This is a genomic window from Bacteroides uniformis (assembly GCF_025147485.1).
Classification (GTDB): domain Bacteria; phylum Bacteroidota; class Bacteroidia; order Bacteroidales; family Bacteroidaceae; genus Bacteroides; species Bacteroides uniformis.
Map to the genome: position 1 here is coordinate 2,381,137 of NZ_CP102263.1, position 15,080 is coordinate 2,396,216.

Here is a 15,080-nt window from a genome sequence, read left to right on the forward strand (position 1 = left end):
CTAAATGCCACGCTTGCGTCCGGTCTTCTTTTTTTTCTTCATGCGGCGTGCAAAGGCTTCCTCCTCGTAATCCCGCGGATTGGTTTCCAAGGAAAAAATGCCTGCCGCCAGTTCGAGCGTGCTAGAGGATTCGTGACGGTGATGCTGCCAAAGTTCTGTAGCGGAATGTCCGTCCCGTTCCTTTTCGGGTATGTTTTCCAACCATTTGAAATAGTCGTTGAACACATTGGCAGAAAACACCTTGCCCATGCGTGAGCCGTTGAACACCTCCCGATGGTTGTGATCAATAAAGGTGACACCATAGATACGTCCCCGCTCATTCTTGCGGAAAACCACATCAATACGCCTTTGCCCGAGCAGTTCCACAAACCGTTTCTGTGAATCCGCCTGCCGCAAGGCACGAACGATGTCCGCCTGTATGGAGGGGGCCCATTTCCCATCTTTGAGAGCTTTCAGATTTATCAGCATCCGCTTTTCCAACTGTTCATTTCCGAAGCGTTTCCCAAATCGGGAACTTTTGAACGGTGGGCTGACAACCTTGCCGGTATCATCCGTGACCGAATATACAATACTGGTATATGGGGTACCGTTGTATTCTCCCCTGACCTGTTTCGCCTCGATGTTGAGCGTGGAAAGCAGCGCATTGTATTCCCCGAAGGTTTGGAAACGGTAGCTTTCCAATACGGCTTTAAGGGTATTACCTACCTGATGGCGGACATCTCCCAAGGAAGCGTCCACCTTTCTTAGTTCCGCTTTTGGATTCCGCTTTTCCGCATCCGCTCCGTTTCGCAGACCGAAATCCACTTCCAGCTCCCGACAGGCGGTCATGGAACGCCGATGCTCGTAGGCATCGCTGATCTTTTTCCCCTGTTCATCCACACAGACACTGACAATATGGATATGGGTATTGTGTGTATCGGCATGTTTGTAGGTGATGTAAGGCTGATTCCCATACCCCATCTTCTGCATATAACGTTCCGCCAGTTCTGCCAGCCGCCCGTCGGTCAGCCGGTCTTCCGGTGCTGGGGAAAGGGAAATGTGCAGGACGGGCTTCTCCGTATTGCGGTTTGCCAGCAGGTAATTCTCAAAAGAGAGCAATGCCAAGCGCATGTCCTCGCTTGGCAATCCGAGCCGGTCGGAAATCATACGGTTACCGGAAAGAATCTCAGCCGTACCAGCCGCTACCTTCTCGTAGTTATAAGCAAGCGCTCCGTAAAGACTCATGCCATGGCTTATTTTTGCAACCATTTCCGCTCGTATTCCTGGGTTAGCGCCATGACCTTTTTGCAGATGAGCATCAGCTCAAGACTCAATCTTTCCAACTTATAGAGCAATGCCATCGCCCGTTTCTCCCCGAAATTGTTCTTCAAGGCACGGACGACCTGGTTGTAGTTGTTGCCGACAGCCTGGAACTGTTTGTGGAATTCTGTCAGCCTGATGTAATAGTCCATCGTCGCCTTGTCTATTTTCACGACCTTTATCTGTCCCGAGAAGATGGATTTCTTGATGAACAGCGTGAGGTTGCCGGCTCCTGAATCCGCCAGCAACTTTTCAAATCTTGTGTTCTCCTCGGCGTTCAGGCGGAAACTGTACTTGTGGTCCGCCGGATCATTTTTAGGCTTTCTGCCCGTCCTTGTCCCTGTTGTTTTCTCCATACACATGAGATTTTTGGTTTGTACTTTTTTCTCTTCCAGAATCCGCGACTTTGGAGCGGATTCCCCCGCCCCTCTGGGCGGGCAAGTTGGTTCTTGTCGGACAAAAGACTTTTTGTCGGACAAGGACACAACTTGCTCTGTTCGCTTGAACAGAGAATCCTCCTTCGTCGGATTGCTGCGCGACGTTCACGGCGTGCTGTGGTCCGGCGAAGTCAGTTCCTTTCCATTGTCTGATTCCGGTTTTGCAAAATTAGACAGTGATAACCGATTGGTAAACAGTGCTTGATATGACATTTGATGACATCTGACGACATCTGATGTCAGGTAGGGGAAATGTTGGCGGAAGTTTCAAAAATAGCCGCTACTTTTGGCACAGTGCATGAGGGCATACATTGGAACATTGTCCTGTAAGGTGTATTGCTTGCCTGCCACAGGTGGTGCATGACGCGAATGCGGTATCATCCATGTATGCGCAATGCCATATATGCCGCATGGCAGTCCTGCATGACGGGACACATTGCATCCGTGCAATGCAGTATGGGGTACATTGAACTCCATATTGCATGAATGCAATGCACCTTATACGGCAACACCCTCCGGCAACCGGCATTACACTGATGCGATATGGTATGCAATGTATTCATGCAAACAGGCAAGCAATGCGTCATTGCCATATACCAACGGATGCATTGCCGTGTGATGAAACGAAAAAATCCAGACAGATATGAAACAAGTCATACACTCTAAATTCAAGCCTATGAAGAGAGAACCTTTATTTGTCGCTTTGAGCAATCAGAAAGGCGGTGTGGGAAAATCCACGTTCACCGTGTTGCTCGCCAGTTATTTCCATTACCTGAACGGATATAACGTACTTGTGGTGGATTGTGATTATCCACAGCACAGCATCAGTGCCATGCGGGACTGGGAAGTGGGGAACATTGAAAAGAACGTGCATCTGCAAAACCTGCTGGTGGAACAGTTCGGAACAAGCGGCAGGAAAGCCTACAGCATCCTGAACTCCACCCCGGAGGAAGCCAGGGAGACGGCCGGCCGCTTTCTCGAAAAGTCGGAGCTGGACTATGACCTTGTCCTTTTTGACCTCCCCGGTACCGTGAATGTGCCCGGTGTCTTCCAGTCCGTAATCAATATGGACTATGTATTCACTCCGATTACACAGGAAAGGATGGTAATGCGGAGCAGCATGTCTTTTGTCCTTGCCATCAGGGAATACATGCACCGGCATGCGGACGTACCCTTGCGTGGCATCCATATGTTCTGGAACCGGATGGACAAACGGGTGTCCAAAGGGCTGTATAACGGCTATACCGAAATTTTCCGCTCTCTGAAACTGCCGGTGCTGGAGACCGTCATTCCCAGTGCGGAACGCTACAACAAAGATTCCGGGATGAAGGGGTCCCTGTTCCGCAGCACCTTGTTCCCTCCATCAGCCGCCGCACTGAAAGGCAGCAATCTGGATCTGCTGGTTGCGGAGATGGAAACCATACTGAAACTTAAATAGGAATCATCATGGCTACCAAGAGAAGAACGGATTACCGGGTGGACGAGGATGCCCTGAAGCGTATGATGGCGGGGGATGTCACGGCATTGGAGGAAACAGCAGCTCCGGCTGAGACTCCGGAAATAAAGCCCTCCCTTTCCCGGGAGAGACAGGAGAAGAAAACCTCTGCCGATTCCCCAAAACAGCAAACAAGAAAATTTCCGGATGAGGCATCAGGTGCCGATGAATACCGGCTGCGTTTTCTGGAAGCAAAGCTGACGGGTACCAGAAGGCAGACCTATATCCACGATTCCCTGTATAGGGCGGTTGCCAGGGTGCTGCCGGTCATTGCGCCGGACATGTCCGTCCCGATGTTTCTAAGCAGCGTCCTGTCAGACCATCTGGAAAGGTACCAGGACATCATCAATGAGATATATAATCAGGAAGCCACACAAAAACCGATAGAATGGAAGAAATAGTTTATTTGTCAATACGGCTCGGCTGTACCGCTTATCTATTATATAAGGTATGGGAGCAGAAAAAGAGAATAGGTAAGATATGCGATCTGCTTTATACTCCCCGTAAGAAACCGGAAATGGAGAAGGGCCACCACCGGAATCCGGAAAATGCGGCAGATGTGATGGGGGCCACCCGTTTTGTCTATCTGGATGAGAATGCCGGAAAGACCGTTGCCCCTTACATGAGCCAGCAACTGGAAATGGGAAGCGACCTTATCGGCAAGGATGAGGATATTCCGGAAGATGAAGTGGAATGCAAACTGCCTTTGGAGGAGATGAGAATGCTGAAAGACGAACAGGAGGAGCTGGACAGCCGTTCTCCCGAGGCGGAAGCCATTGTTCCGGCAGTCACTCCTGCCGACCTGCTCAATGTAGGTGACGTGCTGCTTAATCTGGACGGTGCCGGTTCGGATGAGGACAAATCATACCGGGCCGCCATGACACTGCGTGCCATCCGGGAAACGGACATGTTCGAGCTGTTCTCCTCCCAGGTGGAGAACAAGAAACTGATAGAGGAGCTGATGGAAAGGTATGTGGATGAGGAAGGGAATGCTCTGCCTTTAAAAAAAGAGAGGAACGTTTCCAAACCTGTCGCAGACTGGAGGAAGCTGGTCTGAAAGTAATATGCTATTATGCCACAAAATTCCATATTGTTGAATATTATATATAGGATATTCATTATGTACCCAACTTTGTATTTTTCTATAATCTATGAAAAAGGTTGAAGTTTGTCTTTTGTTAAGGGTCATAGAAAGGAACAAACACTCAAAACATAGAAATCACGGGGACAACTCAGAAAATCGGATACTTCCTCACTGTTGCTTACGATTCAAAAGTAAAAGAATGAAATTATCCTGATTTGCTGACAGGAAAAACTATAACTCAATTTATTAAATGAAATTTCTTTATAAGAGACCTATAAACGACTATAAAAAAGTAAGGAGCTGCTTACCAAGCCAGCTCCTTACTTTTTCTAATGGATGAAAATCCGTTTCCCTGCTTCCTTTTGCACAATATTTTTGTCGTACTTTATGTGCATAACAAGATATCATAGAAAAAATCACATTTAAATTTAGTGTTCCATTACATGGTTTTGCATTGCTCCTTGTTCACAACTCTATCTCTGAATAACTTCATATTAGTAAAGTTTCGGGAAATATTTTGAACAAGTTCCAAGTAATTATCTCTGCCATCTTCCCATTTATGATAAAACGGCTTTATGGAAACACAGTTTTCATGTTCAAAGACGGTATTTAGTAATGTTCGGTCTGAATTTCCGCAAGAATGCCCCATTATCAAAACTTGAAAAGGTGCAGCTAAAAGAAATTCGAGCAAATCATGATAATGTCTTGTTTCTAAATATTTAACGGATTTGACATATCTAAGTAACTCATTGTCATTCATATCAAGAATAGACTGGTAACTTTTGTCAAGTTCATCCCCATAGCCAAAAATTATATTTTCAGGTTTTTCTAATTCGCCATGAATATAATTGTGGGTAATATTAAAGTTACCATACATCTTAGCTGTTTTTGTATAGTTGAAACTCAGCAACATGATACGTTTAGGGATAAGTTTATCGCGTTCTCCATAATTGTATTCAACATCTGCAAGGCTGGATATATCCAGCCCAATGTTATCCAGAGCTTTCTTTTTTCCTTCTGTTGAGAAATCAGCAGGATCAAAGAAGTCAATTATTGCATTTTGAAGGTCATTCCTTACATTGTCTGTTTCTATTGTATGGAGGTATTCAATTAATTTTTCTTGAAGGAATGCAAATTGTTCATTCAACTCACTGATTGTATAATTACAACCAGGGCTATCCATGCCAACTTTCAACAGTTGGTAATAGTCGTTTTCAATATCCACCCATCCTTTGGTTTCTATTGATTGCAGAATAGTTTTAAAAAAAGGGCAACATTCAATAGAAAAAATGTTTGGTTGGTCCTTGATATACTGAATAACTTCGCTTCCTGAGTATCTTTCTTTACGATAGATATCCTTAAAAAAACATGAGTTGTTGAAGACAAAAACATTCCAGCAATTAATGCCTACATTATCTTTGATAACCAAACGGCAAAGGCAATCTTCTGATACATTTGTAGTATTACCGGAAAAAGTATACACTCGTTGGTCCCAATACCAGTTGATAAAATCCATATAACTTGTTTTAAAGCCATGTGCCATGTCAAATCCGTTTCCTATGATAACAAGTCTATTCATTCGGTTGTAATGATGATGTTAGTGTTATTGACTTAAATTATAGAATAATCTCCTTGCTCTTCATTTACAAGAAGTGGCTTTAAAAGCGTTTCCACCGACTCAAAAGTATCTTGTTTTGAGAAGTGTATCTTTGGTTGTCCCCACCATCCTCTAATGAATTGTTGGTATTGGTATTGCAAGGTACGGCGAGGTGCCTGCGCCAAGTAGCTATTATAAAAGGAGTCCACAATGTCAGAATGGTAATTGGTCAATGAAAAGAAATACTGCCAAGTTTCTGATATTTCATTCGCGTTGAATCCGGGACGTTCAATTATTTCCACTGCATCCAATCTATGAACACCATCATGTTTAGAGAACGCAGCTTTAAGTATTTCACTTGCCTCCTTATCAGAAGAAAGTGCGCTATACCCAAAGATTGTTACCTTGCCTGCTTTCGATATGTAGTACTTTGCAACACTCCATTGGTCACGGATAAAGCTGTCGCTGTTGTAATCCTTTTGTTCTACAGGATACAGCAAAGGAACAGCGTTGTATGGTTTGCCACACTTTCTGCAATAGTTTTGTATAAGACCAAAGGTCATACAGTCTTTGCACACACCAGCCCCCACATTTCCATGCAAGAACAGAATCTTTGGTCTGTTCCAGGTAATCTTTGCCACTCTGTTATATGCTTGGATAAGCAGACTATCCCAGTTGAAGGATACAATGCAGTCTTTTTCTGTGAGCGAAAGAATCAAAAGGTCGTAGATGGTCAAGAAGGATGGAAGCTGCACATTTGAAAAATATTCATAAAGTTTTTTTTCCATTGCTATCCGTGCGTTTTTACACTCATCACCACGTCTAAACAGCTCACTATATATATCTTCAAGATTCTTGCTTTTCGTTTCTAACATAAATCCTTCAAGGATCCTATCTAACCCAACCTGTTCAATGGCTTCATTCATCGTCGGGCAAGATTTTCCCATGACCGCTCTTGAAGCACCAGCTCCAACTATCACGACATGAGGGCGTTGGCAATACAAATCTTTAAGTTTTTTCTTCATACACTAACTGATTAAATATTTTGCCCGTAAGCAATTGTTGCATCATGCTTTATTTTACGGCCTCATATTTTGTTCGTTTTGTTTCAGGCACAATAATTTCATTGTTCATACTTATAAGTATGAAAGTTATTGTTCTCTGTTTGGCTGTTCTTGAATATAAACAGATATATTACTTAAAAATGCCTTATCAAGGTGTGATATTGTTACTCTCTTTATACACTACTACATGATATACTATTTTTAACCTGTTTACATTGGCCATAAAACTGCGTTTGATATGCAAATATAGCTATTTTAATCCAATATCAATAATAGTCGTTTTTGACAAGAAATCAACTTTATGGAATTTGCTGGCTTTTGTATGGCAATTATATAAATGGTACAGAAAAACATGTAACCGTTTGAACAATCCATGTTTGTGCCAAAATCATCAATTAATCATGTATTATGCTTGAGGTAAGCGTCTCCGCAATGACGTAAAACAGTGTTGAAAATCTCTGTAGAGACGCGCAAAAGCACTTGTTGGATGACATCTGATGACATCTGGCGACATCTGATGACACCTCTGAATAACAGCGTATTATCCCTTTTTATCTTCGCCGTCGAATTCAAATTTATGTCTTACCCAAACGATTCGACAATGAAGAGAAGAATCCTTTTTTCAGTGATGTGCGCGGCGATTGCCGCCGGTGCTTTCGCGCAGGGCCAAGGCCAGGGCCTTGCCGGTATCAACGAGGCGACCAGCCTCATGACCTCGTATTTCGATCCCGCCACCAAACTGTGCTATGCCATCGGTGCGGTGCTCGGCCTGGTGGGCGGCATCAAGACCTACGGCAAGTTCTCCAGCGGTGATCCCGACACCTCGAAAACCGCCGCCAGCTGGTTCTTTGCCTGCATCTTTCTGATTGTAGCCGCCACCATCCTGCGTTCCTTCTTCCTCTAAGCGGTATGGAGTATTCTGTAAACAAGGGGGCGGGCAATCCCGTCGAGTTCAAGGGGCTCAAGTCACAATACCTGTTCGTCTTCGCGGGCGGTCTGGTGACGGTGCTCCTGGCGGTAGTCATCCTTTACCTGGCAGGCGTGGACCAATGGATATGCATCCCTTTCGGGACCGTATCCGGCGGTCTGCTGGCATGGGCGGTGTTCCGGCTGAACGCCCGCTACGGCGAACACGGTCTTATGAAGCTGCTGGCGGAGAAACGCCATCCGCGCTACCTGATCCACCGCAAGAGAGTTTTCAGATTATTTGCAAAAAGAAAAAAACGACAATCATGAGAAATGTATTGAAAGCGGAAACGCTGGAACGCAAGTTCCCCCTGCTCTCGGTGGAGAACGGCTGCATCGTGAGCAAGGACGCCGACCTGACCGTGGCCTTCGAGGTGGAGCTTCCCGAGCTGTACACGGTGACGGCGGAAGAGTATGAGGCCATGCACTCCACCTGGATAAAGGCCGCCAGGGTACTGCCCGAGCACAGCATCGTCTGCAAGCAGGACTGGTTCACGAAGGAGAGCTACCGTCCCCAAAACGGCGGGGAGGAACAGAGCTTCCTCTCGCGCAGCTATGAGCGGCACTTCAACGAGAGGCCGTACCTGAACCACCGCTGTTACCTGTATCTGACAAAGACCACCCGTGAGCGCAACCGCCGGCAAAGTGACTTCAGCACCCTCTGCCGGGGATTCCTGCTGCCCAGGGAGATTACCGACAAGGACATGGCGGCCCGCTTTCTGGAAGCGGTGGAGCAGTTCGAGCATATCGTGAACGACTCCGCCCATATCCGGCTGCGCCGCCTGGAAACGGAGGAGATTACCGGCACGAAGGAACATCCCGGGCTGGTGGAGAAATACCTCTCCCTCTCGATGGAGGACGGGACCGCCGTGCTGCAGGACATCTGCCTCAAGCCCGGACGGATGCGTATCGGGGACAAGCGGCTCTGCCTGCACACACTTTCGGATACGGAAGACCTGCCGGGCAAGCTCTCCACCGACATGCGCTACGAGCGTATGTCCACCGACAGGAGCGACTGCCGCCTTTCCTTCGCCGCACCCGTGGGGCTGCTGCTCTCCTGCAACCACATCTACTCGCAGTACGTGTTCATCGACAACGCGCAGGAAATCCTGCAGATGATGGAGAAGAACTCGCGCAACATGCTCTCTCTGTCACGGTACAGCCGGAGCAATGCCGTGAACCAGGAATGGACGGAGATGTATCTGGACGAGGCGCATACCAAGGGAGTGCTTCCCGTCAGATGCCACTGCAATGTCATCGCCTGGGCGGAGGATGCGGAGGAGTTCCGCCGTATCAGGAACGACACGGGCAGCCAGCTTGCCATGATGGAATGCACCCCCCGTTACAACACCGTCGACACCCCGGTGCTTTACTGGGCGGGCATTCCGGGCAATGCGGGCGACTTTCCTGCCGAAGAGTCATTCTACACGTTCCTGGAGCAGGCGGTCTGCCTCTTTGCCGGGGAGACCAATTACAGAAGTTCTCCCAGTCCGTTCGGCATCCGCATGGCGGACCGGCAGAACGGCATTCCGGTGCACGTGGACATTTCCGACCTTCCGATGAAACGGGGCATCATCACCAACCGCAACAAATTTATCCTGGGACCAAGCGGCAGCGGCAAGTCCTTTTTCACCAACCATCTGGTGCGCAACTATTACGAGCAGGGAGCGCATATCCTGCTGGTGGACACGGGCAACAGCTATCAGGGGTTGTGCCGGATGATCCACGACCGCACACGCGGCGGGGACGGCATCTACATCACGTATGAGGAGGACAATCCGATATCCTTCAACCCGTTCTACACCGATTCCGGACAGTTCGATGTGGAAAAGCGCGAGAGCATCAAGACTCTGATACTGACCTTGTGGAAACGGGAGGACGAGGCGCCGAAACGTTCGGAAGAGGTGGCGCTCTCGGGAGCGGTGAACGCCTATATCCGTAAAATTACCGGGAATCGGGAGGCAAGGCCGGACTTCAACGGCTTCTACGAGTTCGTGGACGGTGACTACCGCCGGATGATAGCGGAAAAGAAGGTACGCGAGAAGGATTTCGACATCGACGGTTTCCTGAACGTGCTGGAGCCTTTCTACAAGGGTGGCGACTACGACTTCCTGCTGAACTCCGACAGGGAACTGGACCTGACAAACAGGCGGTTCATCGTGTTCGAGCTGGACAACATCAGCGGCAACAAGGTGCTGCTGCCTGTGGTGACGCTGATCATCATGGAGACCTTCATCGCCAAGATGCGCCGTCTGAAAGGAATCCGCAAGGTAATATTGATAGAGGAGTGTTGGAAAGCCCTTATGTCCGCCAACATGAGCGGCTATATCCAATATTTGTTCAAGACCGTCCGTAAATATTTCGGTGAGGCCGTTGTGGTGACCCAGGAGGTGGACGACATCATCAGCTCCCCGATTGTGAAGGAGGCCATCATCAACAACTCCGACTGCAAGATCCTTCTGGACCAGCGGAAATACATGAACAAGTTCGAGCATATCCAGCGGCTGCTCGGCCTGACGGAGAAAGAGAAAAGCCAGATACTCTCCATCAACCAGGCGAACCATCCCGGACGTTTTTACCGTGAAGTCTGGATAGGGCTTGGCGGCACCCGTTCGGCGGTCTATGCTACGGAAGTGAGCGCGGAAGAGTATTTCACGTTCACGACGGAAGAGTCCGAGAAACTGGAAGTGCAACGGCTTGCCGAGGAGCTGGACGGCAACCTGGAACTTGCCATCCGCCGGATGGCAGAGAGAAAACGAGAGGAACAAAGACAAGTATCAACCCCAAAAAGAGAACAATGAGAAACAAATCCCTTATGAGACTGGCGGTGTGCCTGATCGGTATGGCCGCCATGGTATTGCAAGGCTGCTCGGAGAGCGGCACCGACCGTGACAAGCTCTGCGGCTCGTGGAGCAGCGTGGAAGGCAAGCCGGACGTGTTGGTATATAAGGAAGGGGAAGCCTACAAGGTGACGGTGTTCGCCCGTAGCGGAAAGATGCGCCGTCTCAGGCCTCAGACCTACCTGCTGGTTGAGGAGAACGGGAACCTGTTCATCAACACGGGGCACCGCATCGACATCTCCTACAACGAGGCCGCCGACGTGCTGACCTTCTCCCCGAACGGTGACTATGTGCGGAAGGAGGAACGCCCATGAAAGCGAAGTCACTCCTGATCGGAACGGTACTCGCCCTGTGCGGCACCGGCGCCAATGCCCAGTGGGTGGTGACCGATCCCGGCAACCTTGCCCAAAGCATCATCAACATGTCGGACAACATCGCCCATACCTCGAAAACGGCGGTCAATACGGCCGACAGCTTTGCGGAGACGGTGAAGATTTACGAGCAGGCCAAGAAGTATTACGACCAGTTAAAGGCGGTGAACGACCTGATACAGGACGCCCGCAAGGTGCGCGACATCATCCTGATGGTGGGCGACGTGTCCGACATCTATGTAACGAACTTCGGCAAGATGATGAACGACGGGAACTTCTCGCCCCGCGAGCTGGACGCCATCGCCTTCGGCTACACCCGCCTGCTGGAGGAGAGCAACGGCGTGCTGCAGGATCTCAGGCAGGTCATCAACGTGAGCACGCTCTCCATGACCGACAAGGACCGCATGGACGTGGTGGACCGCTGCTACTATGAGATGCGCCGCTACCGCAACCTGGTGAGCTATTACACGAACAAGAACATCGCCGTGAGCTATCTCCGTGCCAGAAAGAAGAACGACCTGGACCGGGTGATGCGGCTTTACGGGAATGAAACCTCCAAATACTGGTAGCCATGATGCCGTTGTCGATAGATTTTGCCAACCTGCATACCATACTGGCGACCCTGTATGACGATATGCAGCCCCTTTGCAAGGACATGATGGACGTGGGAAAGGGACTTGCCGGGCTGGGTGCCCTGTTCTATGTCGCCGTCCGCGTGTGGCAGTCGATGGCCCGTGCCGAACCGATAGATGTCTATCCCCTGCTGCGTCCCTTCGCCATCGGCATCTGCATCCTGCTTTTCCCCACGCTGGTGCTCGGCACGCTGAACACCGTGCTCAGCCCGATAGTACAGGGTACGCACAAGATGCTTGAGGGGCAGACGCTGGATATGGAACAGTACAGGGCGCAGAAGGAGGAACTGGAAAGGGAGGCCATGCTGCGCAATCCCGAAACCGCCTACCTGGTGAGCGACGAGGAATTCGACCGTCAGCTGGATGAGCTGGGCTGGTCAACCATAGATACCGCCTCCCGCCTGGGCATGTACGTGGAGGTGGGGATGTACAATCTGGAGAAGAAAATCCGTGACGCCTTCCGCAGCCTGCTGGAACTGATATTCGCGGCGGCATCGCTGCTGATAGACACCGTGAGGACCTTTTTCCTTGTCGTGCTCTCCATACTGGGACCGGTGGCGTTCGCCTTCAGCGTATGGGACGGTTTCCAGTCCACGCTCGGGCAGTGGTTCACGAGGTACATATCCGTCTACCTTTGGCTTCCGGTCAGCGACCTGTTCAGCACCCTGCTCGCCAAGCTCCAGGTGCTGATGCTCCAAAATGACATTCTGGAATTACAGAACAACCCCGACTACTCGATAGACAACTCAAATAGCGTCTATATCATATTCATGCTGATAGGGATTATCGGGTACTTCACCGTCCCGACGGTGGCGGGCTGGATCGTACAGGCGGGCGGAGCCGGAAACTTCAGCCGTAACCTGAACCGCACGGCCACGAAAGCGGGCGGTTTCGCTGCCGGGACGGGCGGTGCCGTACTGGGGAATATCGGGGGAAGGCTGCGGGGCAAATAGGCTCTATGGCAACCCGTTTCCGTGAGTCGGCAACTTGGATTACCGGGTTGGCGACTTGTCGGAAGGAGCCGCCCGGTCATACCGGAACATTTATTTATTCATTCAAACCAATCATTCGCTAAATGGAATTCAAGTCATTGACCAACATTGAGAGCAGCTTCAGGCGTATCCGGTTGATGCTGGCTGTCTTTACCGGCTGCTGTGCGCTCATTACCGGCTATGCGTTGTGGAGCTCGTACCGTTTCGCCGAGAAGCAACGGGAAAAGATCTATGTGCTGGATAAGGGCAAGTCGCTGATGCTCGCCCTCTCGCAGGATCTTTCACAGAACCGCCCCGCCGAGGCGCGGGAACACGTCCGGCGTTTTCACGAGCTGTTCTTCTCGCTCTCCCCGCAGAAGGACGCGATCGAGCACAATATAGGCCGTGCCCTGCAGCTGGCGGACAAGAGCGCCTATCACTACTATGTGGACTTTGCCGAAAAGGGATATTACAACCGGCTGATTTCGGGCAACATCAACCAGGTGGTACACGTGGACAGCGTGGTGTGCGACTTTGCCGCCTATCCCTACAAGGCGCGTACATATGCCCGGCAGCTGATCATCCGTGAGAGCAACGTGACCGAGCGAAGCCTTGTCACCTCCTGTTCGCTCCAGAATACGGGGCGTTCGGACGACAATCCCAACGGGTTCATCATCGAGCAGTTCACCATACTGGAGAACAGGGATATAAGGAGTGTGGAACGATGAGAGGGAAACCTGCCGTCTTAAAACGTGCGGACAGCCGTATCTGGCTGTTCTGCCGCCGGCTGACCGGGAAGCAGCGCATTGTCTTGACAAGTGTCGTCTCGCTTCTGTTCACGGCAGCCTGCCTGTACTCGGTTGTCTCTTCCGTGTCCCGTTTGGGGGAACGGAAGGGCGACATGAAAACCGGGCATATCCGGCCCGTCATGTTACGGCCGGAAACAACAACCATTCATTCAAACATCCAGAAACATGAAAATGGACTTTCAGAAAATCAGGGAACGGCTGGGGCTGTCGAGTGACAAGCCGCTGACTCCCGAAGAGAAGCGCCGACGCGCGAGGTATATTGTCTATCCGTTCTTCTGCCTGCTGTGCGCCGGATTTCTCCTGCTGGTATTCAGCCCGTCGGAAAAGGAGAAGGCGGAAAAGGAAAAGGGCAAGGGATTCAACGTAGAGATGCCCTCGCCGAAAGATTCGGAAATGGAGGGCGACAAGGTAAGCGCCTACGAGCAGGAAGCACTGGCTAAAAAGGAAAAATGGCGCAGGGGAACCTTCCAGGAGATGTCCAAGCTGCTCAACAAGGACAGTCAGGATACTGCCGGCCTTACCGCAGGAAAAGCCAACACGGAACTTCCGCCGGAACCGGAAACGGGGAAATCCCCCGGCTCCGTCCATTCCTCTGCGGAAGCCTACCGGAATATGAACCGCTCGCTGGGTGCTGTATATACCCGGAATGAAAACCAACAAAATGCCGATCTGCTCCGCCGTATAGAGGAACTGGAAAAAGAAAAGAGACCGGCGGAAGGACAGCCGGAAGGACAGACCCTGGAAGAAAAGATGGCACTGCTGGAAAAGTCTTACGAGCTGGCCGCCCGGTACAACGGGAAGCAACCGGATGCCCCGGCTGCCGTGAATGGCCGGAGCGACCGGAAAGACAGGACAGCCGTCCGCCCGGTGAAACAGGTACGGAATCAGGTGGTGTCATCGCTTGCACAACCTATGGGCAATGAGGATTTCATCGCCGAATTTGCGGGAGAGAGGAATACCGGTTTCCACACCCCTATAGGCAGGACACTCCCTTCCGGCAGGAATACCATCGCCGCCTGTGTACACGGCACGCAGACCGTATCGGACGGGCAGGTGTTGCGCATCCGGTTACTGGAGCCGATGGCGGTGGACGACCGGCTCATTCCCCAAGGGATGGTATTGACCGGCGGTACACGCATCCAGGGGGAGCGGATGGACATCCTTGTAGAGACGGTGGAATACAAGGGCACGCTGTTTCCTGTGGAACTGGAGGTATATGATGCCGACGGACAGCGGGGAATCCTCGTGCCGAACTCGATGGAGTATGATGCGGCGCGTGAGATAGCCGCGGGTATGGGCGCCTCAATGGGGAGCAGCATCAACATCTCGACGGATGCCGGGGCGCAGATTGCCTCGGACGTGGGCAAGGGGGTAATACAGGGCGTGTCGCAATATGTGGAAAAGAAAATGCGTGCGGTGAAAATCACCCTAAAAGCCGGACACCGGCTGTTGCTGCACTCTCCCGAAAAATGAAAAGAGAAAAGAAACCAACCATTTATTCACCAACCAATCAAG

The 15,080-nt window shown here is 50.4% G+C and carries 16 protein-coding genes; 12 read left to right on the forward strand and 4 right to left on the reverse strand.

Annotation, left to right across the window (positions count from 1 at the left end):
• Together mobB and mobA are read right to left on the reverse strand one after the other, a co-directional pair.
• A complete protein-coding gene (gene mobB, locus NQ510_RS09175) occupies positions 1-1,248 on the reverse strand; it encodes a conjugal transfer protein MobB (protein WP_005828750.1) in 1,248 nt (415 codons plus the stop codon).
• Entirely contained in the window at positions 1,233-1,655 is a 423-nt protein-coding gene (gene mobA, locus NQ510_RS09180) for a conjugal transfer protein MobA (protein WP_005840900.1), read from the reverse strand. The genes mobB and mobA overlap by 16 nt, the downstream gene beginning before the upstream one ends.
• Positions 1,656-2,379: 724 nt before the next feature.
• Here mobA and NQ510_RS09185 point away from each other — a divergent pair.
• From NQ510_RS09185 to NQ510_RS09195, 3 genes are read left to right on the forward strand one after another with little or no spacing between them, the layout of a single operon-like run.
• Positions 2,380-3,174, forward strand: a complete 795-nt coding sequence (locus NQ510_RS09185) for a ParA family protein (RefSeq protein ID WP_005828742.1) — start codon at positions 2,380-2,382, stop codon at positions 3,172-3,174.
• An 8-nt stretch (positions 3,175-3,182) separates the two neighbouring features.
• A complete protein-coding gene (locus tag NQ510_RS09190) occupies positions 3,183-3,632 on the forward strand; it encodes a DUF3408 domain-containing protein (RefSeq protein ID WP_005828741.1) in 450 nt (149 codons plus the stop codon).
• The gene (locus tag NQ510_RS09195; RefSeq protein ID WP_005828739.1) at positions 3,620-4,288 is read left to right on the forward strand and encodes a DUF4122 family protein; all 669 of its coding nucleotides are present in this window, start codon (positions 3,620-3,622) and stop codon (positions 4,286-4,288) included. Before NQ510_RS09190 ends, NQ510_RS09195 begins: the two co-directional genes overlap by 13 nt.
• 466 nt (positions 4,289-4,754) lie before the next feature.
• On the opposite strand, the gene NQ510_RS09200 is transcribed toward NQ510_RS09195, so the two are convergent.
• Entirely contained in the window at positions 4,755-5,894 is a 1,140-nt protein-coding gene (locus NQ510_RS09200; RefSeq protein ID WP_005828737.1) for an AbiH family protein, read from the reverse strand.
• A gap of 32 nt (positions 5,895-5,926) precedes the next feature.
• The gene (locus NQ510_RS09205; RefSeq protein ID WP_005828735.1) at positions 5,927-6,937 is read right to left on the reverse strand and encodes a hypothetical protein; all 1,011 of its coding nucleotides are present in this window, start codon (positions 6,935-6,937) and stop codon (positions 5,927-5,929) included.
• Between the two features lie 556 nt (positions 6,938-7,493).
• On the opposite strand from NQ510_RS09205, the gene NQ510_RS09210 reads away from it, so the two are divergent.
• The 9 genes from NQ510_RS09210 (at position 7,494) to traM (ending at position 15,038) form a co-directional block, all read left to right on the forward strand.
• Entirely contained in the window at positions 7,494-7,880 is a 387-nt protein-coding gene (locus NQ510_RS09210) for a DUF4134 domain-containing protein (protein ID WP_074668503.1), read from the forward strand.
• Positions 7,881-7,885: 5 nt separating this feature from the next.
• On the forward strand, positions 7,886-8,212 hold the full coding sequence (locus NQ510_RS09215) for a DUF4133 domain-containing protein (protein ID WP_005656899.1): 327 nt from the start codon (positions 7,886-7,888) through the stop codon (positions 8,210-8,212).
• Positions 8,209-10,743, forward strand: a complete 2,535-nt coding sequence (locus NQ510_RS09220) for a TraG family conjugative transposon ATPase (RefSeq protein ID WP_005828729.1) — start codon at positions 8,209-8,211, stop codon at positions 10,741-10,743. The genes NQ510_RS09215 and NQ510_RS09220 overlap by 4 nt, the downstream gene beginning before the upstream one ends.
• Positions 10,740-11,096, forward strand: coding sequence for a DUF3876 domain-containing protein (locus NQ510_RS09225; protein ID WP_005636939.1), 357 nt, complete (start codon positions 10,740-10,742; stop codon positions 11,094-11,096). The genes NQ510_RS09220 and NQ510_RS09225 overlap by 4 nt, the downstream gene beginning before the upstream one ends.
• Positions 11,093-11,722, forward strand: a complete 630-nt coding sequence (locus NQ510_RS09230; protein ID WP_005656895.1) for a DUF4141 domain-containing protein — start codon at positions 11,093-11,095, stop codon at positions 11,720-11,722. The genes NQ510_RS09225 and NQ510_RS09230 overlap by 4 nt, the downstream gene beginning before the upstream one ends.
• A 2-nt stretch (positions 11,723-11,724) precedes the next feature.
• Positions 11,725-12,738 (forward strand): conjugative transposon protein TraJ, encoded by a 1,014-nt coding sequence (traJ, locus tag NQ510_RS09235; RefSeq protein WP_005656893.1) that lies wholly within the window; start codon positions 11,725-11,727, stop codon positions 12,736-12,738.
• A gap of 122 nt (positions 12,739-12,860) precedes the next feature.
• On the forward strand, positions 12,861-13,484 hold the full coding sequence (gene traK / locus NQ510_RS09240) for a conjugative transposon protein TraK (protein WP_005636947.1): 624 nt from the start codon (positions 12,861-12,863) through the stop codon (positions 13,482-13,484).
• Complete coding sequence (locus tag NQ510_RS09245) at positions 13,481-13,780, forward strand: TraL conjugative transposon family protein (protein WP_005828724.1); 300 nt, start codon at positions 13,481-13,483, stop codon at positions 13,778-13,780. The genes traK and NQ510_RS09245 overlap by 4 nt, the downstream gene beginning before the upstream one ends.
• A complete protein-coding gene (gene traM / locus NQ510_RS09250; protein ID WP_005828723.1) occupies positions 13,731-15,038 on the forward strand; it encodes a conjugative transposon protein TraM in 1,308 nt (435 codons plus the stop codon). Before NQ510_RS09245 ends, traM begins: the two co-directional genes overlap by 50 nt.
• Positions 15,039-15,080: the final 42 nt, after the last annotated feature.

Excerpts from the sequence above, each read along its gene's own strand:
- NQ510_RS09195 (WP_005828739.1), top strand. The coding sequence starts at position 3,620 with ATGGAAGAAATAGTTTATTTGTCAATACGGCTCGGCTGTACCGCTTAT.
- NQ510_RS09205 (WP_005828735.1), bottom strand. The coding sequence starts at position 6,937 with ATGAAGAAAAAACTTAAAGATTTGTATTGCCAACGCCCTCATGTCGTG.
- NQ510_RS09230 (WP_005656895.1), top strand. The coding sequence starts at position 11,093 with ATGAAAGCGAAGTCACTCCTGATCGGAACGGTACTCGCCCTGTGCGGC.
- NQ510_RS09215 (WP_005656899.1), top strand. The coding sequence starts at position 7,886 with ATGGAGTATTCTGTAAACAAGGGGGCGGGCAATCCCGTCGAGTTCAAG.
- NQ510_RS09245 (WP_005828724.1), top strand. The coding sequence starts at position 13,481 with ATGAGAGGGAAACCTGCCGTCTTAAAACGTGCGGACAGCCGTATCTGG.
- traK (WP_005636947.1), top strand. The coding sequence starts at position 12,861 with ATGGAATTCAAGTCATTGACCAACATTGAGAGCAGCTTCAGGCGTATC.
- NQ510_RS09210 (WP_074668503.1), top strand. The coding sequence starts at position 7,494 with ATGACACCTCTGAATAACAGCGTATTATCCCTTTTTATCTTCGCCGTC.
- mobB (WP_005828750.1), bottom strand. The coding sequence starts at position 1,248 with ATGGTTGCAAAAATAAGCCATGGCATGAGTCTTTACGGAGCGCTTGCT.
- NQ510_RS09200 (WP_005828737.1), bottom strand. The coding sequence starts at position 5,894 with ATGAATAGACTTGTTATCATAGGAAACGGATTTGACATGGCACATGGC.
- traM (WP_005828723.1), top strand. The coding sequence starts at position 13,731 with ATGAAAATGGACTTTCAGAAAATCAGGGAACGGCTGGGGCTGTCGAGT.
- NQ510_RS09220 (WP_005828729.1), top strand. The coding sequence starts at position 8,209 with ATGAGAAATGTATTGAAAGCGGAAACGCTGGAACGCAAGTTCCCCCTG.
- NQ510_RS09185 (WP_005828742.1), top strand. The coding sequence starts at position 2,380 with ATGAAACAAGTCATACACTCTAAATTCAAGCCTATGAAGAGAGAACCT.
- NQ510_RS09190 (WP_005828741.1), top strand. The coding sequence starts at position 3,183 with ATGGCTACCAAGAGAAGAACGGATTACCGGGTGGACGAGGATGCCCTG.
- traJ (WP_005656893.1), top strand. The coding sequence starts at position 11,725 with ATGATGCCGTTGTCGATAGATTTTGCCAACCTGCATACCATACTGGCG.
- mobA (WP_005840900.1), bottom strand. The coding sequence starts at position 1,655 with ATGGAGAAAACAACAGGGACAAGGACGGGCAGAAAGCCTAAAAATGAT.
- NQ510_RS09225 (WP_005636939.1), top strand. The coding sequence starts at position 10,740 with ATGAGAAACAAATCCCTTATGAGACTGGCGGTGTGCCTGATCGGTATG.